General features: G+C 72.8%; 20 protein-coding genes. 7 read left to right on the top strand and 13 right to left on the bottom strand.

Annotated elements, in window-relative coordinates:
• Positions 1-86: 86 nt before the first annotated feature.
• From ACZ7BZ_RS01375 to ACZ7BZ_RS01325, 11 genes are all read right to left on the bottom strand, one after another.
• On the bottom strand, positions 87-191 hold the full coding sequence (locus ACZ7BZ_RS01375; RefSeq protein ID WP_380461038.1) for a DUF6893 family small protein: 105 nt from the start codon (positions 189-191) through the stop codon (positions 87-89).
• Complete coding sequence (locus tag ACZ7BZ_RS01370) at positions 185-736, bottom strand: hydrogenase maturation protease (protein ID WP_470356551.1); 552 nt, start codon at positions 734-736, stop codon at positions 185-187. Before ACZ7BZ_RS01370 ends, ACZ7BZ_RS01375 begins: the two co-directional genes overlap by 7 nt.
• On the bottom strand, positions 733-2,103 hold the full coding sequence (locus tag ACZ7BZ_RS01365) for a hypothetical protein (protein ID WP_470356550.1): 1,371 nt from the start codon (positions 2,101-2,103) through the stop codon (positions 733-735). The genes ACZ7BZ_RS01370 and ACZ7BZ_RS01365 overlap by 4 nt, the downstream gene beginning before the upstream one ends.
• Positions 2,100-2,744, bottom strand: a complete 645-nt coding sequence (locus tag ACZ7BZ_RS01360; RefSeq protein ID WP_470356549.1) for a DUF6084 family protein — start codon at positions 2,742-2,744, stop codon at positions 2,100-2,102. Before ACZ7BZ_RS01360 ends, ACZ7BZ_RS01365 begins: the two co-directional genes overlap by 4 nt.
• Positions 2,741-3,388, bottom strand: a complete 648-nt coding sequence (locus ACZ7BZ_RS01355; protein ID WP_470356548.1) for a DUF5947 family protein — start codon at positions 3,386-3,388, stop codon at positions 2,741-2,743. Before ACZ7BZ_RS01355 ends, ACZ7BZ_RS01360 begins: the two co-directional genes overlap by 4 nt.
• Positions 3,385-3,852 (bottom strand): thioredoxin, encoded by a 468-nt coding sequence (locus tag ACZ7BZ_RS01350; RefSeq protein ID WP_470356547.1) that lies wholly within the window; start codon positions 3,850-3,852, stop codon positions 3,385-3,387. The genes ACZ7BZ_RS01355 and ACZ7BZ_RS01350 overlap by 4 nt, the downstream gene beginning before the upstream one ends.
• Positions 3,849-5,636, bottom strand: a complete 1,788-nt coding sequence (locus tag ACZ7BZ_RS01345; protein WP_470356546.1) for a nickel-dependent hydrogenase large subunit — start codon at positions 5,634-5,636, stop codon at positions 3,849-3,851. The genes ACZ7BZ_RS01350 and ACZ7BZ_RS01345 overlap by 4 nt, the downstream gene beginning before the upstream one ends.
• Before the next feature lie 144 nt (positions 5,637-5,780).
• Positions 5,781-6,827, bottom strand: a complete 1,047-nt coding sequence (locus ACZ7BZ_RS01340) for an NADH-quinone oxidoreductase subunit B family protein (RefSeq protein WP_470356545.1) — start codon at positions 6,825-6,827, stop codon at positions 5,781-5,783.
• A gap of 133 nt (positions 6,828-6,960) precedes the next feature.
• Positions 6,961-8,652 carry an enoyl-CoA hydratase-related protein gene (locus ACZ7BZ_RS01335; RefSeq protein ID WP_470356544.1) on the bottom strand — a complete coding sequence of 564 codons (1,692 nt, stop codon included), beginning with the start codon at positions 8,650-8,652 and terminating at the stop codon, positions 6,961-6,963.
• Between the two features lie 250 nt (positions 8,653-8,902).
• Positions 8,903-9,325, bottom strand: coding sequence for a hypothetical protein (locus tag ACZ7BZ_RS01330; protein ID WP_470356543.1), 423 nt, complete (start codon positions 9,323-9,325; stop codon positions 8,903-8,905).
• A gap of 6 nt (positions 9,326-9,331) precedes the next feature.
• Positions 9,332-9,772 (bottom strand): cupredoxin domain-containing protein, encoded by a 441-nt coding sequence (locus ACZ7BZ_RS01325; protein WP_470356542.1) that lies wholly within the window; start codon positions 9,770-9,772, stop codon positions 9,332-9,334.
• Between the two features lie 290 nt (positions 9,773-10,062).
• Here ACZ7BZ_RS01325 and ACZ7BZ_RS01320 point away from each other — a divergent pair, with 290 nt between their 5' ends.
• Together ACZ7BZ_RS01320 and ACZ7BZ_RS01315 are read left to right on the top strand one after the other, a co-directional pair.
• Positions 10,063-10,485: an SsgA family sporulation/cell division regulator gene (locus ACZ7BZ_RS01320; RefSeq protein WP_470356541.1), complete on the top strand. Its 423-nt coding sequence runs from the start codon at positions 10,063-10,065 to the stop codon at positions 10,483-10,485.
• A gap of 68 nt (positions 10,486-10,553) precedes the next feature.
• Positions 10,554-10,928 carry a cupin domain-containing protein gene (locus tag ACZ7BZ_RS01315; protein WP_470356540.1) on the top strand — a complete coding sequence of 125 codons (375 nt, stop codon included), beginning with the start codon at positions 10,554-10,556 and terminating at the stop codon, positions 10,926-10,928.
• Between the two features lie 37 nt (positions 10,929-10,965).
• Here the strand turns inward: ACZ7BZ_RS01315 and ACZ7BZ_RS01310 are convergent, their stop codons facing one another.
• Complete coding sequence (locus tag ACZ7BZ_RS01310; RefSeq protein ID WP_470356539.1) at positions 10,966-11,244, bottom strand: hypothetical protein; 279 nt, start codon at positions 11,242-11,244, stop codon at positions 10,966-10,968.
• A gap of 142 nt (positions 11,245-11,386) precedes the next feature.
• Between ACZ7BZ_RS01310 and ACZ7BZ_RS01305 the strand changes: the two genes are divergently transcribed.
• The gene (locus ACZ7BZ_RS01305) at positions 11,387-12,139 is read left to right on the top strand and encodes a maleylpyruvate isomerase family mycothiol-dependent enzyme (protein ID WP_470356538.1); all 753 of its coding nucleotides are present in this window, start codon (positions 11,387-11,389) and stop codon (positions 12,137-12,139) included.
• Between the two features lie 114 nt (positions 12,140-12,253).
• Here ACZ7BZ_RS01305 and ACZ7BZ_RS01300 read toward each other — a convergent pair whose 3' ends face one another.
• The gene (locus tag ACZ7BZ_RS01300; protein WP_470356537.1) at positions 12,254-13,450 is read right to left on the bottom strand and encodes a TIGR03364 family FAD-dependent oxidoreductase; all 1,197 of its coding nucleotides are present in this window, start codon (positions 13,448-13,450) and stop codon (positions 12,254-12,256) included.
• Between the two features lie 164 nt (positions 13,451-13,614).
• Here ACZ7BZ_RS01300 and ACZ7BZ_RS01295 point away from each other — a divergent pair, with 164 nt between their 5' ends.
• The 4 genes from ACZ7BZ_RS01295 to ACZ7BZ_RS01280 all read left to right on the top strand — a co-directional run bounded on the left by ACZ7BZ_RS01295 (position 13,615) and on the right by ACZ7BZ_RS01280 (position 19,830).
• On the top strand, positions 13,615-14,376 hold the full coding sequence (locus tag ACZ7BZ_RS01295; protein WP_470356536.1) for a GntR family transcriptional regulator: 762 nt from the start codon (positions 13,615-13,617) through the stop codon (positions 14,374-14,376).
• A 4-nt stretch (positions 14,377-14,380) separates the two neighbouring features.
• Entirely contained in the window at positions 14,381-15,070 is a 690-nt protein-coding gene (locus ACZ7BZ_RS01290; RefSeq protein ID WP_470356535.1) for a phosphonatase-like hydrolase, read from the top strand.
• A gap of 168 nt (positions 15,071-15,238) precedes the next feature.
• Positions 15,239-18,829: a DNA polymerase III subunit alpha gene (gene dnaE, locus ACZ7BZ_RS01285; protein WP_470356534.1), complete on the top strand. Its 3,591-nt coding sequence runs from the start codon at positions 15,239-15,241 to the stop codon at positions 18,827-18,829.
• A gap of 215 nt (positions 18,830-19,044) precedes the next feature.
• Positions 19,045-19,830, top strand: a complete 786-nt coding sequence (locus tag ACZ7BZ_RS01280; protein WP_470356533.1) for a class I SAM-dependent methyltransferase — start codon at positions 19,045-19,047, stop codon at positions 19,828-19,830.
• Positions 19,831-19,924 lie beyond the last annotated feature (94 nt).

The following is a 19,924-nucleotide window of genomic DNA, read 5'->3' as shown; positions in this document are numbered from 1 at the left end:
CCCCATTACAGGGGGCGGTGACGGCGCGGGCTCGAAGCCGCGCCGCCACCGCGCCCGGGGCTGCACCGTTCGCAGCAATCCGCGGCTCACATCCGCGAGATCTTCAGGTACCGCCGGATGTCCGGCAGGCTCTGCCAGACCAGCGCGCCGATCCCCGCCAGCAGGGCCGCGCAGAACAGTTTCCTCAGCATGGTGTCGTCCTCCTCTCCAGCTCCGCACTCGACGGCTCCGGCCGCACCGCCTCCTCGACGGCCTCCAGCACCGCCTCCTCGACGGCTTCCAGCACCGTCCGGACGGCCTCCTCCACCGCGGCGGCGACCGGGGCGCTCAGCCCGATGCCCTCCTCCAGCGAGGCCGGCTCGCAGCCGACCACCAGCACCCGCGCGGGCGGCTCGCCCCCCGTGCCGGCGGCGAGCGTGGCGAGCAGGCCGAGGACGGCGTCCGGGCCCATCCGGTGCCCGTCCAGGACGGGCACCTCCAGCGGCTCCGCGTCCGCCTCGATGAGGTAGACGGTTCCGGGGGCGCCGCCGCGGCAGGTGGCGTCCACCAGGACGGCGGTCCGGTAGCCGTCCAGCAGCCGGTAGGCGAGGTCGACGCCACGCACCCCGACGTCGACCAGCTCCACGCCCTCCGGCAGCGGATGGGCGGCCAGCCGCCGGACGGTCTCCACGCCGAAGCCGTCGTCGCCGAGGAAGAGGTTGCCCACCCCGGCGACCAGCACCTTCCCACCGGTCATGACTCCTCCAGCGGGGTGACCTCGTCGGGCTGGAAGTAGCGGAAGCGACCCTGGGCCCGCCACAGGTCGGCCCCCGGGTCGTCCTCCACCGTGACGGCCAGGTGCACGGAGCCGTCCACGTCGTGCAGGACGGCCTCGACGACGCCTGTTCGTCCGTCCAGGAAGAGGTCCTGGGCGTCGGTGCGCCGCCGGCCGGGCCGCAGCACGACCCGGCTGCCCGCGCCGACCGACCGGCCGTCGACCAGCACCCGGTCCCGTTCGGGGTCGACGTCCGGGTCGCCGGCCGGATCCCACCAGGGCTGTTCGGGATCGGAGCCGCCGCCGGTGATCTCGCGCAGCCCGCGCACGGCGCCGTGGAGGCGTTCCAGCACCTCGGGCGGCATGGACTCGGCCAGGTCGATCACCGCCCCGGCCCGGTCGTCGGTGCCCCGGGCCTCGCGCTTCTCCTGGTCGGTCAGGGCCGCCGTGCGCAGCGCCAGGATCTCGTCGATCTCGGTGGAGTCGTAGAGGGTGCCCAGGCTCTCCGGGGCGATCCTCGGGTGGTCCTCCAGGATGATCGGCGAGGACAGCATCACCTGGCATCCACCGTCCGGCCCGGCCAGGACGGGCCAGGTCCGCTCGTTGCGGCACCGCCCGACGGCCGCGCGGGCCCACTCGGGCGGATCGGTGACCGAGAGGAACCGGCCGTGCTCCAGCCCGAGCAGCAGGTGGGCGGAGACCAGCGAGCGCGGCAGCGCCTCCTCCCGGCCGTCCTTGCGGCGCGGCGTCCAGGGTGAGGCGTTCTCCACCTCGGCGGTGAGCCGCTGCGCCTGGTAGGGGCCGGGCAGTTCCTCGATCCGCAACCGCACCAGCCCGTCGACCTGTTCGCGCCGCCGCACCAGCCGGCCGACGGCGCTTCCCTGCTCGTGCACCAACTCGGTGCCGCCGACGCCCGGCAGACGGAACCCGCGCTGCACCCCCGCTCCGGCCAACTCGTCGACGGAGAGCAGGAGTTCGATCCGCTCCTCGACGCCCTCGTCCCATTCGACGAGCACCCGGTCGGCGAGCTCCAGCCGTTCCACCGGCTCGAACCCGCCGGTGGCGGTGGCCCGTTCGACGGTGCGCCGCTGGACCCGCAGGAAGCGCAGCTCGACGGCCAGCCGGTCGCCCCGCCGGGCCTCCATGACGCACTCGGTGCGCTGGTGGGAGTGCTCGCCGCCCTGCCTGGTGTACTCCGGCGGCACCAGCACGCCGAACTGCCAGCGCAGCCGGTTCTTGGCGGCCGACGCCCGGTACGGGTAGAGCACGTAGCCCTCCAGCAGCACCGCGTCGGCGATCTGCCGGGCGGCCGCGAAACCGCGTTCGATCCCCTCGGGGAAGGTCTTCACCGGGCGCCCTCCTCGACGGCCGCGGTCGCGAGCAGGGCGCGCACCGTCGCCTCCCAGGAGGGCAGGGCCCGTCCGGAGCGGTAGGCGAGCAGGTCGTCCAGGACGTCCTCGGGCAGCCGCAGCCAGCCGCAGCCGGGGAAGTGCTGGTCGACGGCCTCCCGCCAGACCCGTACCGGCATCCGCACCCGGGCCTCCCGGTCCCAGGGCACGGGGGTGACCTGGAAGCCGCCGGGGCCGGCGAAGGCGGTGCCGGAGAAGAGCAGCAGCAGCGGGACCTCGCCGTCGTCCAGCGCCCGGAAGTACCGGGCGCAGGCCACCTCCAGGTCGTAGCTGCACGGCACCACCAGGTCGGCCTCGGTCTCCCCGGTGAAGCCGGGCACCAGCAGCGGCACGGTGGCGAACTGGATCGGGTTGAGCGTGGTCGCCCAGCGCTCCCGTTCGCCGAAGAGGTCGGCCAGCCGCTCGCCCTCGGCGTCGGCGTAGGGCCGGCGCACCGGTTCGATCCGCAGCTGGCACTGGAGGGCGAGGGCGTGCACCCGGGTGTCGGCGGGCGCCGTGACGCGCAGCCGGAACACCAGGGTGGGCCCGGCCGCGTACGGGTCGGAGCGGACGCCGGTGCAGCTGAAGCCGAGCGCCGTCATGCCGTCACCGCCGTCGGCAGGGGGCGCGCCCGGTCGGCCAACTGCCCGAAGAAAGCGTCGAGTTCGGCGCGGGCCTCGGCTCCGCCGTCGAAGCCGTGCCAGCACCGCCGGAGCCGGCCGACCAGCTCGTAGCAGAGGTCGATCGGCACCAGGTAGCAGTCGACCCGGCCCTCGGTGCGGCGCAGCAGCAGCGCCTCCACGTCCGGCTCCAGGGCGGCGGCCAGCCGGCTGCTGCCGAGGGCGCGCTGCCAGGCCTCCTCGTCCACCTCGCTCTCGGTGGCGCCGGCCGGCCCGGGGTAGAACGCGAGCAGCCGGTCCAGGACGGCGTTGCGGAACAGGAAGACGGTGCCGACCGGGACGCCCAACACCGACCAGACCCGCTCGTCCACCTCGCCGTCCGGGTCGACCAGACAGCGCTCGGGCACGGTGCGGTAGCGGCCGCCGGCCGCGCCCGGCTGCTGGAACAGCAGGCCGCAGGCGGTGCAGGTGCAGGCCAGGGCGCGCTCCTCGACGTCCACCAGGTGTCGGTGGCCGGGCGGGAGGTCCCGGCCGCAGAGGCCGCACTGCTCGGGCCGCGGCGGGGCCGGCTCGCGCAGCCGGCGCAGCAGGGCGGTCCCGTCCCGGGAGACCCTGCGGGTGTTCACCGCGCCTCCGCGGGCTGCGGCGGGCGGGTGCCGATCTGGAGCAGCTGGGGGGCGCGCTCCAGCTCCAGGGCCGTCACCTCGGGGGCGTGGCAGGCGAGCGCGGCCTCGACCTCCGGCTCGCCGCAGCCGCAGCCGGAGGCGGTCCGGCGCAGCCGCAGGGTGCCGGTCGCGGGTTCGTAGCCGAGCACCTCGATCCGCTCCGGCAGACCGGCGAGCGCCCGGTCGATCCGGGCGGCCAGGTCCTCGGGGTGGAGGTCGTGCAGGAGCAGCAGCCCGGCCACCGCCGGGTCGTCCAGCATCCGCTCCAGGGCGGGCGGGGGCAGCGCGGGCACCAGCCGGGCCAGCCCCTCGCCGTAGAACTCCATGAGGTCGCGGACGAGTTGCTCGCCCGCCTGCTCGGCGCCGCTGCCGGCCAGCGCGTCCAGGGCCTGCTGGATCCGCAGCCCGGTCTGTTCGGCCGTCATGCGGTGAGCCCGCTCAGGCCGGTGGGCACGTGCATGGACTTCAGGGTGCGCCCGTTGCCGACGTACATGTGCACGCCGCAGGGCAGACAGGGGTCGAAGCTGCGCACCGCGCGCATGATGTCGATGCCCTTGAAGTTCTCCGGGGAGTTCTCCTCGAAGATCGGCGTGTTCTGCACCGCGTCCTCGTACGGGCCGGGCGTGCCGTAGCTGTCGCGCACGCTGGCGTTCCACGGCGTGGGCGGGTACGGGTGGTAGTTGGCGATCTTGCCGTCGCGGATCACCATGTGGTGCGAGAGCACGCCGCGCACGGCCTCGGTGAAGCCGCAGCCGATCGACTCGTCCGGCACCTCGAACCGCTCCCAGGTCTGGCTCCGCCCGGCGCGGACCTCGTCGAGCGCCTTCTCGGCGAAGTGCAGGGCGGCGGCGGCCGCGTAGGCCTGGAAGTAGGTGCGGGCGCGGTTGCGCTCGATGGCGTTGCTCCACTGCGGGATCTTCCACTCGAAGGTGACCTCGGGCTTGGTCATCGAGCGGGGCAGGTTGATCTGGACGCTGTGGCCGGTGGCCTTGACGTAGCCGATGTCGACCAGTCCGGACAGCGCGGTGGACCACAGCCTGGCGATCGGGCCGCCGCCGGTGTCGAGGGCGAGGTGGTCCTTGCCGTCGAACCAGCGCGGGGACATCACCCAGCTGTACTTGTCGTCGAAGTTGCGCTTCTGCGGCTGGGGGATGGTGTGCTGGTTCCACGGGTGCCGGGGATCGACCGGGTTGCCCAGCGGATCGTGGGTGACGAACAGGTCCTTGCCCTGCCAGTCCTCGTAGTAGGAGCTGCCGAGCAGGATCCGGATGCCGAGGTTGATCTGCGTCAGGTCGTTGGTGACGAGCTTGCCGTCCACCACCACGCCTGGGGTGACGAACATCCGCCGCCCCCAGTCCGTCATGTTGCGGTACGTGAAGTCGCAGTGGTCCGGGTCGTTGAGGCTGCCCCAGCAGCCGAGCAGGACGCGGCGCCGGCCGACCTCCTCGTAGCCGGGGAGCGCCTGGTAGAAGAAGTCGAAGAGGTCGTCGTGCAGCGGCACGACCTTCTTCATGAACTCGATGTAGCGCATCAGCCGGGTCAGGTAGTCGGTGAACAGCTGCACCGTGGCGACGGTGCCGACGCCGCCGGGGTAGAGCGTGGAGGGGTGCACGTGGCGGCCCTCCATCAGGCAGAACATCTCCCGGGTGTAGCGGCTGACCTGGAGCGCCTCGCGGTAGAACTCGCCCTCGATCGGGTTGAGCGAGCGCATGATGTCGGCGATCGTCTTGTACCCGTGCTCGCCGGCGTGCGGGGCCTCGGTGCGTTCGGCCAGTTCCAGGACGCCCGGGTTGGTCTCGCGGACCATCTTCTCGCAGTAGTCGACCCCGACCAGGTTCTCCTGGAAGATGTTGTGGTCGAACATGTACTCGGCCGCCTCGCCGAGGTTGATGATCCACTCCCCCAGGTGCGGGGGCTTCACGCCGTACGCCATGTTCTGGGTGTAGACCGAGCAGGTGGCGTGGTTGTCGCCGCAGATCCCGCAGATCCGGCTGGTGATGAAGTGGGCGTCGCGCGGGTCCTTGCCTCGCATGAAGACGCTGTAGCCGCGGAAGACCGAGGAGGTGCTGTAGCACTCCGCGACCCGCTTCTGCTTGAAGTCGATCTTCGTGTGGATGCCCAGGCTGCCCACGATCCGGGTGATCGGGTCCCACGACATCTCGGTCAGGCCGCTGCCGTCGCCGGCCGCCCTGGTCGTCGGTGTTGCCATCGTCTCTGCGTGTCCTTGTCTACGGGGTCTGCGAGGTCCGCGAGGTCTGCGGGGTCGGCGGGTTCTGTGGGTTCTGCGGGGTCCGCCGGCCGGGCCGGGGTCCTACGAGGGCCGCACACCGGGGCGGTGTGCGGCCCTCCCCTGTCACCAGGGCGGGCGGTAACCCGTGGTCAGGTGGCGGCCGGTGCGGCGCCACTTCGGTTCCTTGTCGACGGTCTTCTGGGTGATCGCGCGCAGCCGGCGGATCAGCGTGCCGTACGCGCTGCTGGCACCGGTGGAGACCCGCGAGCCGGGCGGCGGGTCCATGAAGGGCATGAACTTGTCGGGGAAGCCCGGCATGGTGCAGGCGATGCAGATCCCGCCCACGTTCGGGCAGCCGCCGACGCCGTTGATCCAGCCGCGCTTGGCGACGTTGCACTTGACGACCGGGCCCCAGCAGCCGAGCCGCACCAGGCACTCGGGGGTGCCGTAGTCGGTGGCGAACTGGCCCTGTTCGTAGTAGCCGCCGCGGTCGCAGCCCTCGTGCACGGTGGCGCCGAACAGCCAGGCGGGCCGCAGCTTGTCGTCGAGCGGGATCATCGGCGCGGAGCCGGCCAGTTGGTACAGCAGGTAGGTGAGCGTCTCGGCGAAGTTGTCGGGCTGGATCGGGCAGCCCGGCACGCAGACGATCGGCAGCCCGGCCTTGGACTTCCAGTCCCAGCCGAGGTAGTCCGGCACGCCCATCGCACCGGTCGGGTTGCCGGCCATCGCGTGGATGCCGCCGTACGTGGCGCAGGTCCCGATCGCGACCACGGCGGTCGCCTTGGGGGCGAGCCGGTCCAGCCACTCACTGGTGGTGATGGGCTGGCCGGTGGCGGGGTCGTCGCCGAAACCGCACCAGTAACCCTCCTTCTTGATCTTCTCGTTGGGGATGGACCCCTCCACGACCAGGACGAACGGCTCGATCTCGCCGCGGTCGGCCTTGAAGAACCACTCGACGAAGTTGTCCGCGCCCTGGACCGGGCCGCACTCGAAGTCGATCAGCGGCCAGTGCACCGCGACCTGGGGCAGGCCGGGCAGCGCGCCGGTGACGATCTCCTCGATGCTCGGCTGCATCGCGGCGGTCAGCGAGACGGAGTCCCCGTCGCAGCTGAGGCCGGCGTTGATCCAGAGAATGTGCACCACGTCGGTGTCGGTTGTTGCAGCACCCATGAGGATGCCTCCTCGGGGATGGGAGCCGGACGAAATGGCTCGAACCCAGTCATAGCAACGGTTCGGACGGCTCGCCGGTCCGCGCGTCCGGCGGGGCCGCCCCTCGCGCGCAAGCCCTGCGGGGCCGTTCGGGTCAGTGCGGGGCGAGCAGCCCGGTGGGCACCGGGCGCTTGCGCACGAACGCGGACCGCAGCGCGTGGTACGGCGATTCGGGTGTGAAGAACTGCCGGCGCATCACCGCCAGCTCCTCCTGCCGGTACGCGTCGAGCGGCTTGACCCGCTCGTCGGCCTCGCGCGCGGCCTTCTTCGCCGCGATCCGGCGCTGGGTGGCGGGCGAGGCCGCCAGCAGCCCGGCCAGCCGGGCCGCGCCCGCGCCGAACTCCGCCGGCCCGCCGTCGAGCACCCGGTCGACCAGGCCGATCCGCTCGGCGGCCGCCGCGGACACCGGGAGCGCCTGGCCGGTCAGCCGCTCGGCCTCCGCCGCACCCACCCGGCGCGGCAGGGTGTACGTCCAGTACTCCGAGCCGTACAGGCCCATCAGCCGGTAGTGCGGGTTGAGCACCGAGCCGCGCCGGCACCAGACCTCGTCGGCGGCCAGCGCCAGCATCACCCCGCCGGCCGCGGCGTTGCCCCCGAGGGCGGCGACCACCAGCCGGTCGGTGGTGGTGAGCACCTCGGCGACCAGGTCGTCCATCGCGGTGATGTTGGCCCAGGACTCGGCGGCCGGGTCGGGCGCGGCCTCGATCACGTTGAGGTGGATGCCGTTGGAGAAGAAGTCCCGGCCGCCGCCGAGCACCAGCACCGAGGTCGGCCGGCCGAGGGCGAAGCGGTACGCCGCCAGCAGCCGGCGGCAGTGCTCGGCGGACATCGCCCCGCCGGGGAAGGAGAACCGCAGGAAGCCCACCGGGCCGTCCTCGCGGTAGCGGATGTCGGACCACCCGGCCCGGTCGCCGTCCTCCGGCATCAGCGGGGCCGGGCGCTCCGGCAGGGGCGGCAGCAGCGCGCCGAGCGCCGTCACCGCGGGTAGCTTGACGGTCGCCGGGCCGCCCGGGGCACGGCGGCGGCGCAGTTCGGGGAGCCACACTGCGCCGTTCGAGGTAGCCCGGCAGACGGCACCGGCCCGGGTGGCGAGCAGCTCGCCCGGGCGGCCGCGCAGCCGGGGCTCCGGGTGGCCGCCGTGCAGGAACCACTCGGCACCGCACAGCTCGTCCAGCACCCCGGGCTGGGAGTCCCCGGCGCGGAGGCGGCGGAGCACCTCCTCGGTGGGGTCGGCCGCCCAGTCGATCCGGCGCTCCTCCTGGCGCAGCAGCGGCCGGGTGCGGACGGTCGCCCGCCAGCCGGGGCCGTGCTGGGGCTGGGGCGCGTGGGTGCCGGACGCGACCCGCTCCACGGCGAGCAGCGCGGCCGCCACGGCGGCGTCGGAGACCTCGTTGCGGTACAGGTCGCTCTTGCCCCGCTCGGGGAGTCGGCAGGGCGCCCAGGCCCAGACCGGTCCGGCGTCCATCTCCTCCTCGGCCTGGAGCACCGTGACGCCCCACTCGCTACGGCCCTCCTGGACCGCCCGGTCGAGCGAGGAGGGGCCGCGGTCGCCCGGTGGGCCGGGGTGGACGATCAGACAGGTGAGCTGCGACCAGACGCTCCGCGGGATCGCGGTGCGCAGCATCGGCGCGAGCACCACGTCCGGCCGTAGGCGGTGCACCGCTGCCGTCAACTCATCCTCTTCACCGGCCAGTTGGACGTCGACCCGGTGGCGCCGGTCGCGCAGTTCGGCGTGCAGCCGCTGGCTGAGGCTGTTGAACGCGCTGGCGAGGAGCAGGATCCGCATGTCCGCCTCCGACGGTGAGGGCCTCCGGGAACCCGGCGATCATCACCTCCGGCCCGTCCGGCCCCCGGCCCGTCGCTCCCGCCGCGCCGCCCGTTCACCCGGGCGGCGGGGCGGTCTCCGGGCGTGCCCGACGCGGGCGGCCGTCCGGGCGGTTTCGCCCGGCGCCACCCACCCGGGCCGGGCGGCGGTGACCCCAACGGCGGCCCGTTCTTCGTCGGGTTCCGCTGACCGGCGAGGTGCTCGGCGGACCCTAGAGGCGGCGCGGGCGGCGGACGGACAGCAGGACGGTGAGCGCCACCAGGGCGGCGCCCTCGGCCCAGGCGGCGAGCGTCTTGTCGGCGAACCAGAGCGGCTCGTACATGTCGGGCAGCGGGCCGAGGGCGCCGACGTCGACGTAGCGGTAGAGCAGCAGCGCACCGAGGCCGGAGGCCGCGACCAGCCAGGCGAAGAGGTCACCGCTGCGCCGGCGCAGCAGCAGGACGAGCAGCACGGCGAGGCTCGCGGCGGCGGCCTCGGCGCGGAACAGGGTGCCCTGGCTGAGGGTGTCGCCGACGGCGTCGTAGCGCTCGGCGAGCCGGGCGTGGACGGCCGCGTCCACGGCGAGTCCGGCGGCCGCGACCAGGCGCAGGAGCAGGTGGACGGCGCGGTGGCGGCCGGGCAGGGGGGTGGCCACGGCGGCTCAGCCGACGGTCAGGGTGCCGTGCATGAACGGGTGGATGGTGCAGATGTACGGGTGGGTGCCGGTCTGCTGAGGCACGGTGAAGGTCGCGCTGGCGCCCGGCTGGATCGTCCCTGTGTCGAAGGACTTGTCGGCGGCGGTGAGGGTGTGGGCGACGGAGTCCTGGTTCAGCACGGTGACGGTCTGGCCGGGGCCCGCGGTCAGCGCTGCGGGCGCGAAGGTGAAGTTCTTGATGGTGACCTGGAGGGCGCCGGCACTGGCCGCGGTGCTGGTCTCGGCGGGACTGCTCATGGCGGGGCTGGTGGCGGCGGGGCTGCTCACGGCGGGGCCGGGCGCGCTGCTCGTGGCGCCCTTGGACGGCGTGCCGGAGCTGGAGCAGGCCGCGAGGACGGCGGAGAGCAGCAGCGCGGCGGCTGCCTGGAGGGGCCGGGGGCTGGTCACGTGGGGGCTCCGTTCGGGAGGGGTGCGCCGGCGGGGGCGGCGCGCCTTCCAGCGTGCTGCGGTACGGGCCCGGCGTGGCCAGGCCAAGACCGCCGGACAGCCCGTCAATTCATTCCTACGAGTGAAAGCGCTCACCGCCGAGCTGACGCCAGGCGGACCGTACGACCGGGCGATGCGGGGGAATTGTGGAGATTCCTCCCCCGGACGCTGCTCCTCGACGCACCGGGTAGGCGCCCCGGGTAGGCCGGGCCCCCTCGCCCGGCGCGTCGCGATTGCAGGAGGCCGAACCGATGCAGCTGTCCACCGTCCGCCCGGTGCCCGTCACCTTCCCCGACAGTGCGGAGCCGGACGTCCCGGTCGACGCGGAACTCCGCTTCGACTCCAGCCTCCCCTACGCGGCCTGTCTGGCGTTCCCGCTGACCCCGTGCCGGTGCACCGGGGACGGCGCCCGGGTGGCCTGGTACTTCAGCCGCGAACTGCTGAACGAGGGCCGGCTCGGCCCCGTCGGCAGCGGTGACGTGCGGATCTGCCCGGGGATCGAGGGCGAGGTCCTGATCACGCTGCGCGGGCCCGTCGGCCGGGCCCTGGTCAGCGCCCCGGAGGACCTCGTCACGGCGTTCCTCTCGGACTCCTTCGCCCTGGTGCCGGCCGGATCGGAGTCCGACCACCTGGACGTGGACGCCGCCGTGGCCCGGCTGCTCGCCGCCGACTGAGCCCGGTGCCGCGCTCCTCCGTAGAATCCACGGGCCGGCCCGCCCGTACCCACCGTCAGGAGACCGCGTTGACGCCCCACCCCGGACCGGGTGTGCTCACCCACCTGGAGTCCCTGCTGCACCAGACCCCCGCCGACCGGAGCGGGGCACTGTGGCGGCTGGCGGAGGAGGGACGCCAGCTGGACGCCAACATCATCCGGCTGCCGGCGAACGCCGAGGTCGCCGCGCACGTGGAGCCGGACCTCGACGTGCTGGTCCAGGTACTCGGCGGCGGTGGCCACCTGGAGACCGACAACGGCCGGCAGGCCCTCTCCCCCGGTTGCACCGCCTGGCTCCCGCACGGCGCCCGCCGCGCCCTCGCCGCGGGCGAGGACGGCCTGATCTACCTCACCGTCCACCGCCGCCGCCCCGGCCTCACCGTCCGCCCCGCGCCGGCCGGGTAGCCGGACGACAACCGGGAGGGTGGCCGGGCGGCGCGGGTCAGCGGGTCAGCGGGTCAGCGGGTGGGCTGCGGGAGCCGGGCGGCGAAGGTGCCGGGGCCGGCCGGGCCGGGGAGTTCCCGGCCGTGTGGCGGCGCAGTTCACCCTCGGTGAAGCGGCCGGAGCGGCCGTGCCGGTCCAGGTTGCCGGCCATGAAGGCCCGCAGGTGGCGGACGTGCCGGTCGACGGCCCGCCGGGCGGCCGCACCGAGCCCGAAGGCCACCACCGCGGCGGTGGCCGCTCCCGCCGGTGGCCCGGGAGCCGTCCGCCGGGTGCGCACCCGGAGAGTTACTTGACAGCCTCAACCTTTCAGGCCTAGCGTCGTCGCGATTGTTTCAGCTGATGAAAAATTGAGACCGCAAGCCATCGGGCGCTGTCCGGCCCGGGGCACCGCGACACCCGTAGCACTGGAGACAGCCCTCATGACCACGCTGGACCACGGCGCCGCCGTCGCCGCCGAGACCGCCCGCTTCGTCGCCGCCGTACGCGAGGCCGACCTCACCCTCCCGGTGCCCGGTTGCCCGGACTGGACGCTCGCCGACCTCGTCCGCCACACCGGCAGCGCCCAGCGCTGGTTCACCGCACTGCTCCACCAGCGGATCCAGGAACGGCCGCTCAGCCGGGACGTCGACCTTCGACTGCCCGAGCGGGCCGAGGAGCTCCCGGACTGGCTGGCCGAGGCCGCCGAGCAGGCCGGCGCCGCGTTCGCCGAGGGCGGTCTCGACGCGCCGATGTGGGCCTGGGGCGCCGATCAGCACGCCCGGTTCTGGGTCCGGCGGATGCTGTTCGAGACCCTGGTCCACCGGGTCGACGCCGAGACCGCGCTCGGCCTGGCACCGGAGATCGACCCGGCCCTCGCGGCCGACGGCGTGGCCGAGTTCCTGACCAACCTGCCCTTCGCCACCCCGTTCGCCCCCGGCACGGCCCAGCTGCGCGCCGAGGACCGGACCATCCGCTTCACCCGCACCGACGGCGAGGGCGACTGGCTGGTCCGGCTGCGCCCCGACGGCTTCGGCCTCGACGAGACCACCGCGGCGGCCGACGCCACCGTCCGGGCCTCCGCCGCCGACCTGCTGCTGGTTCTCTACGGGCGATTCGACCGCACCGCGGCCGGCGTCGAGCTCGCCGGGGACGAGGATCTGCTGGCGCACTGGTTCGCCCACTCCGCCTTCTGAGCACCGCCGGGCGCCAGGGCATGGAACCGGCCGGACCGTTACGGGTGCGGCCGGTTTCGTCGTCACAGCGCGGTGGCGGCGGGGACATCCAGTAGCTGCCCCCTGCCGAGCGGTTCAGGCGGTCGCAGCCAGGGTGCCGTCGAAGGTGGCGGCCGCCAGGCCGAAGGAGAGCGTCATCCCGATCCCGGAGGTGACCGAGAGGACCCGCGCCCCCGGCGCCAGGTCGCGCACCAGCAGCGGGCCGCGCGCACTGCTGGCGTAGACGCCCTGCCAGCGCTCCAGGATCCGCAGCTCCGGCACGCCCAGCACCCGAGCGACGGCGTCGCTCAGCAGTTCGTGGGTGCGCTCGTCGACGAACGGCGGGGTGGTGGCGTCGTAGTGGTGCGAGTCGCCGATCAGCACGGTGCCGTCCGGCAGCCGGGCGAACATCACATTGGCGCCGATCTCCAGCAACTCCGCACTGTGGCCCAGCACCTCCTCCCGCAGCCGGGTGGCCGAGGACTGGGCGGTGAAGGCGTCGTAGCGCAGCATCGACGTGGCCGTCAGCACCGCGGAGTCGGTGCGGAAGGCCGCCGGGGCCTCGGCGCGGGCCATGGTCAGCCGGCAGCGCTGGACCTCGTGCTCCTCGGCGAGCTCGGGGAAGAGGTAGTCCACGTCGTGGCCGACGCAGACCAGGATCCGGTCGCCGAGCACCGGGCCGCGGGTGGTGTGCACCGTGCCGGACTCGACGCCGGTGACGGCGGTGCCCCACAGGACCCGGCCCTGCGGCTGCTCGGCCACCCAGCGGGCCAGCGCGGGCGCCGCCTCGCGCGGGTTGACCCGCAGGTCGGCGGGGAGCAGCGCGCCACCCACCAGGTCGTCGGTCGCGCCCTCCGGACGGCCGAGCGCCGCCGCCGTCTGCGCGGCGGTGCGCAACCGCACGGCGTCCCCGCCGCGTTCGGCGCTCAGTTCCTCCAGGACGGCCGCCTCGGTCGCCGACCGGGCCACCACCAGGGCGCCGGCCTCCTCGGCCCAGAAGCCGGCCGCCTGTGCGGCGCGCAGCCAGCCGGAGCGGGAGCGCCGGGCGAGGCCGAGCAGTTCGCCGTCCTGGGCGGTGATGCAGCAGTGGCCGAAGTTGCGGACCGAGGCGCCGACCGGCTGCCGGTCACGCTCCACGACGGTGACGGACAGTCCCCGGCTCAGCGCCTCGAAGGCGTGGGCCAAGCCGACGATGCCGGCACCGACGATCACCACGTCGCTACGTCCGGGCGTGCCCGGGGTGCGGGGGTGGGATGCGGCGCGGGCGGTTGCGGGTGCGGTGCTGCTGCTCATGGGCCCAGCTAACGGGTTTCCCTGCGTCGCAGTCAAGAGCTGTATGTACAAGTTACCTTCTGTTCACCCGCACGCCGATCGCTGGGGGGCAGCCTGAGTGAACCGGAGAAACCGCAGGTGGACCGGGGTTGAGAAGTTCCGACTCGGGGTGCCATAGTCAACTTGTGAAGACAAGTGAGGACCTCCCTCTCCACCAGAGGCTCGGCGCCGAGTTCCTGCGCCGCATCGAGTCCGGTGAGTGGCCCGAGGGCAAGCCGGTGCCCAGCGAGTCGCAGCTCTGCGCCGAGTTCGGCACCTCCCGCGGCCCGGTCCGCCAGGCCCTGGCCATGCTGCGCAGCGCGGGCAGCCTGGTCGGCGGGCGCGGCAAGCCGCCCGTCGCCCACCGCACCACGCCCTCCCAGCCCTTCGGCACGTTCCTGTCCTTCACCCAGTGGGCCCGCGGCATCGGCCGCGAGCCCGGGCAGCGCACCGTCGAGGTGGCCCGCCGTCGGGCCACCCCCCAGGTGGCGGCCCGGCTCGGCCTGGCCGAGGGCGAGCCGGTCGTCGAACTCCTCCGGCTGCGGCTGCTGGACGGCGTCCCGGCCATGCTGGAGCGCTCGACGTTCGTCCAGGAGGTCGGCCGGATCCTGTTCGACTTCGACCCGGACACCGGCTCGGTCTACCAGGAGCTGCTGCGCCGCGAGGTCGACCTGCACCACGCCCGGCACACCATCGACGCCGTCGCCGCCGGGCCGCAGGACGCCGAACTGCTGCGGATCGCCGCCGGGGACCCGCTGCTGCGGGTGCGCCGGCTCACCACGTCCGGCCAGGGCGTGCCGCTGGAGGACGCCGACGACCGCTACCTGCCGGCGATGGCCACCTTCACCGTCGAGAACACCGTCGAAGGCCGTACCGTGATCGGCCGCTACCGCACCGAAGAGGACTGACACCGTGATCGAGCTCGCCGCCCTGGACATGGCCGGTACCACCGTCAACGAGTCCGGCGCCGTCTACCGTGCGCTGCGCACCGCCGTCGAGCGCAACGGGGTGACCGTCGCCGAAGCCGACCTCCAGACCTGGATGGGCACCGACAAGCGCGAGGCCATCGCCGCCCTGGTCCGCATCGGCGGGGGCGCCCCCACCCCCGAGCTGGTCGAGGAGAGCTACCGGGCGTTCGCGGAGTTCCTGCGCGAGGCCTACCGCACCAACCCCCCGCAGGCCATCGAGGGCGTCGAGGAGGCCCTGGCCGAGCTGCGCCGGCGCGGCATCAAGGTCGCGCTGACCACCGGGTTCAGCGACGACGTCGCCTACCCGCTGCTGGAGTCGCTGGGCTGGTCCACCGGCGAGGGCGGCAACCTGGACGCCGTGGTCACCTCGGACGAGGTCCCGCGCGGCCGTCCGGCGCCGCACATGATCCACCGGGCGATGGAGAAGACCGGGGTGATCGACACCCGCCGGGTGCTGACCGCCGGCGACACCGTGGTCGACGTCGAGGCCGGCCGCAACGCCGGGGCCGGGGTCGTCGTCGGGGTGCTGACCGGGGAGCTCGACCGCGCCGACTTCGAGGGCCACCCGTACACCCACGTGCTGGCCGGCGTCACCGAGATCCCCGGCCTGGCGGAGGCCCGGCGGACGGTCTGACGGCTCCGCACGGCAGGCGCGGAGGCGGCGGGCGGAGGCGGCGGGAAGAGGCGGCGAGAAGGACGCGTCAAGAACGCCGCCCCGGACCCCCGCCCGGCGCGTCGCCCGGGCCGACGCGCTAGCCTGGACGGCTTCCGCACCCCGAGGTCCACCGAGGAGCACAGCGCCGTGTCCGACAGCTTCGCGCACCTGCACGTCCACACCGAGTACTCGATGCTGGACGGGGCGGCGAAGAACGGCAAGCTGTTCGCCGAGGCGGAGAGACAGGGAATGCCCGCCATCGCGATGAGCGACCACGGCAACATGTTCGGCGCGTACGAGTTCTTCCACTCCGCCGCCAAGACCGGGGTGAAGCCGATCATCGGCATCGAGGCCTACGTCGCGCCGGCCTCGCGCTTCCTGAAGAAGCAGGTGTTCTGGTCCCCCGGCGGCCAGCGCCCGTCCGGCGCCGACGGCGAGGGCGGCAAGGACGTCTCCGGCGGCGGCCGCTACACCCACATGACCATGTGGGCGCAGAACGCGACCGGCCTGCGCAACCTGTTCAAGCTCTCCTCGCTCGCGTCGATGGAGGGCTACTACATGAAGCCCCGGATGGACCGCGAGCTGATCGCCGCCAACGCCACCGGGATCATCGCCACCACCGGCTGCCCCTCGGGCGAGGTGCAGACCCGGCTGCGGCTGGGCCAGTACGACGAGGCGGTCAAGGCGGCCGGCGCCTACCAGGACATCTTCGGCAAGGAGAACTACTTCCTGGAGCTGATGGACCACGGCCTGTCCATCGAGCAGGACGTCCGCGAGGACCTGCTGCGGCTGGCCAAGCAGTTGAACATCCCGCTGCTGGCCACCAACGACTCCCACTACGTCACCGCCGACCAGGCCGACGCCCACGACAGCCTGCTCTGCGTCGGCGTGGGCAAGAACAAGGACGACCCGAACCGCTTCAAGTTCCAGGGCACCGGCTACTACGTGAAGACCGCGGAGGAGATGCGCGAGCTCTTCCGCGAGCTACCGGAGGCCTGCGACAACACCCTGGCGATCGCCGAGCGGGTCGAGTCGTACGAGGAGGTCTTCACCTACGTCGACCGGATGCCCCAGTTCGACGTGCCCGAGGGCGAGACCCAGGCCTCCTACCTGCGCAAGAAGATCGAGGTCGGGCTCAAGCACCGCTACGGCGACAGCCCGAGCCAGGAGGTGCTGGACCGGATCGAGCTGGAGATGGGCGTGATCACCCCGATGGGGTTCGACGCCTACTTCCTCGTGGTCGCCGACATCTGCCAGTACGGCCGGGACAACGGCATCCCGGTCGGCCCGGGCCGTGGTTCGGCGGCGGGCTCGATGGTCGCCTACCTCACCGGCATCACCCAGCTGGACCCGCTGGAGCACGACCTGCTGTTCGAGCGCTTCCTCAACCCCGAGCGCATCAACCCCCCGGACGTCGACATCGACTTCGACGACCGCCAGCGCGACCAGATGGTCCGCTACGTGACCGAGAAGTACGGCGCCGCGTACACGGCCCAGGTGAACACCTTCGGCACGATCAAGGCCAAGGCGGCCGTGAAGGACGCCAACCGCATCCTCGGCTACCCGTTCGCCATGGGCGACCGGATCACCAAGGCCATGCCGCCGGACGTCATGGGCAAGGGCGTGCCGCTGGCCGACCTGTTCGACGAGAAGCACTCCCGGTACAACGAGGGCACCGAGATCCGGGCGCTGTACCAGAACGAGCCCGACGTCAAGAAGATCATCGACACCGGCCGGGGCATCGAGGGCCTGATCCGCGGCACGGGTGTGCACGCCGCGGCCGTCATCCTCTCCTCCACCCCGCTGCTCGACCTGATCCCGCTGCACATGCGGGACAAGGACGGCGTGATCATCACCGGCTTCGACTACCCGTCGTGCGAAGCCATGGGCCTGATCAAGATGGACTTCCTGGGTCTGCGGAACCTGGGCATCATCGACCACTGCATCAAGATCGTGAAGGCCAACCGGGGCGTCGACGTCGACATCGAGAAGATCCCGATCGACGACCCCACCACGTACCAGCTGCTGGCCCGCGGCGACACCCTTGGCGTGTTCCAGCTCGACGGCGGCCCCATGCGCGCCCTGCTCAAGCTGATGAAGCCGACCGAGTTCGCCGACATCTCCGCCGTCTCCGCGCTGTACCGGCCCGGCCCGATGGGCATGAACTCGCACACCAACTACGCGCTGCGCAAGAACGCCCAGCAGGAGATCATCCCGATCCACCCCGAGCTGGAGGAGCCGCTCAAGGACGTCCTCGGCCCGACCTACGGCCTGATCGTCTACCAGGAGCAGGTGCAGCGAGCCGCCCAGGTGCTGGCCGGCTACTCGCTCGGCCAGGCAGACCTGCTGCGCCGGGCGATGGGCAAGAAGAAGAAGGAGGTGCTGGAGAAGGAGTTCGTGCCCTTCCACGCAGGCTGCAAGGAGCGCGGCTACTCCGACGAGGCCATCCAGGCGGTGTGGGACGTCCTGGTCCCGTTCGCCGGCTACGCCTTCAACAAGTCGCACTCGGCCGCGTACGGCCTGGTCTCGTACCAGACCGCCTACCTGAAGGCCAACTACCCGGCCGAGTACATGGCGGCGCTGCTCACCTCCGTCGCCGACGACAAGGACAAGATGGCCGTCTACCTGGCCGAGTGCCGGCAGATGGGCATCAAGATCCTCTCCCCGGACGTCAACGAGTCGGTGGTCGACTTCACCGCCGTCGGCAGCGACGTCCGCTTCGGCCTGAAGGCCGTCCGCAACGTCGGCGTGCCGGTGATCGAGTCCCTGGTCGCCACCCGGGAGGAGAAGGGCAAGTACACCTCCTTCCCCGACTTCCTGGACAAGGTCGAGCTGGTGGTGTGCAACAAGCGCACCGTCGACTCCCTGGTCAAGGCGGGCGCCTTCGACTCGCTCGGGCACACCCGGCTCTCGCTCAGCACCGTGCACGAGAACGCGATCGACGCCGTCACCGGGGTGAAGAAGCAGCAGGCCATCGGCCAGGACGACCTGTTCGGCGCCCTGGACCTGGGAGACGACGCCGGCCCGGGCATCGGGCTGGACTTCCAGCTCACCGACAACGAGTGGCCCCGGCGCCAACTCCTCGCCCTGGAGCGGGAGATGCTCGGCCTGTACGTCTCCAGCCACCCGCTGGACGGCGCCGAGCACATCCTGTCCCAGAACCGCGACACCTCAATCGCCGAACTCCTCGGCTCCGGCCGCTCCGAGGGCGAGGTCCGGCTCTCCGGCCTGATCACCGGGGTGGACCGGCGGATCAACAAGGCGGGCAACGCCTGGGCGATCATCACCCTGTCCGACCGCGACGGCTCGGTCGAGGTGCTGTTCTTCCCGGCCACCTACAACCTGATGGCCGAGCAGATGATCGAGGACAACGTGATCTCGGTCCGCGGCCGGCTCAACGAGCGCGACGGCTCGCTGAGCATCTTCGGCCAGGAGATCACCACCCTGGACGTCTCCTCCGCCGAGCTGGGCACCAAGCCGCCGGTGCAGATCACCGTCCCGGTGCACCGGATCACCCCGCAGACGGTCGCCGAGCTCAAGCTCGCCCTGGAAGCCCACCCGGGCGACGTGCCGGTCCGGCTGCTCACCACCAACTGGGACAAGAACACCCTGTACGAGCTGGGCTTCCGGGTGAACCCGGACAACGGGCTCGCCTCGGACGTCAAGACCCTCCTGGGCAACCGCGCCTGGGCGGGCGCGGCCGTCCGCGCCGTGCCCGAGCAGTCCGCCGGCCGGTAGGCCGCAGGGTACCGACCGGGGCGGGGCGCAGCGGCGTCCCGCCCCGGGTCCGTCGCATCCCGGCTCCGCCGCATCCCGGGTTCATCGCGTCCCGGTTCCGTCGCGCCCGCCCATCAGATGAAAACGGATATCATTACGACACAGGTGGTGGATCGCGCCGGTTCCATTGCCAATCCGGATGGACATGACAGACATTGGCGGAACGGGGACTGCGCATGCGCACGGACACAGCGGGAGTCGGAATGCCGGTGGACGCGACCCTGGCCGGAGCCTGGGTGGAGCGCTGGGAGCGCCAGCAGGAGCGCTACGCGGTGGAGCGCGAGGAGCGGTTCACCGTCATCGTCGACGTGGTGGAGCAGGTGGTCGGCCACCGCGAGCGCCCGCTGATCGCCGACCTCGGCTGCGGCCCCGGCTCGCTGTCCGCCCGCGTCGCCGACCGGCTGCCGCACGCCGAGGTGATCGCGGTCGACATCGACCCGCTGCTGCTCGCCCTCGGCCGCGCCGGACACCCCCGGATCACCCGCTGGGTGGAGACCCTGATCGGCCGGCCGGGCTGGATCGAGGACCTCGGGCTGGACCGCCCGCTGGACGCCGTGCTCTCCTCCACCGCGCTGCACTACCCGCCGCCGGAGGCGCTGCTGCGGATCTACCGCGACCTCGCGGGCGCGCTGAGCCCCGGGGCCGTCCTGGTCAACGGCGACCACCTCGTCCCCGAGGAGCCCTCGCTCGCCGAACTCGCGCTGGCGATCGGCCGGCGCCGCTCCCAGCGCCGGGGCCTCGGCGGGGAGGAGGACTGGTCGCAGTGGTGGGCCGCCGCCGGGCGGATCCCCGAGTTCGCCGAGCTGCTGGCGGCCCGGGAGCGGCAGCTGCCGCCCTGCGAGAGCGGTGACAACGGCCTGTCCGCCACCCAGCACGCCGACTTGCTGCGGGTGGCGGGCTTCCGCCAGGCCGGCTCGGTGTGGCAGTACGGCGCCAGCTCGGTCCTGGTCGCAGTGCGCTAACCCCGAAGCTGACTGGATTTCAACTCTTGATTGTCACAAGTGGATTGAGTTCTTTCGCATGGACACGGTCTTTGCGATGGGGTGGCAGAAAGTC

Source organism: Kitasatospora sp. NPDC036934 (assembly GCF_055608425.1).
Note: the sequence above shows the minus strand (reverse complement) of the source record. Positions and strands in the feature narration are given on the sequence as shown.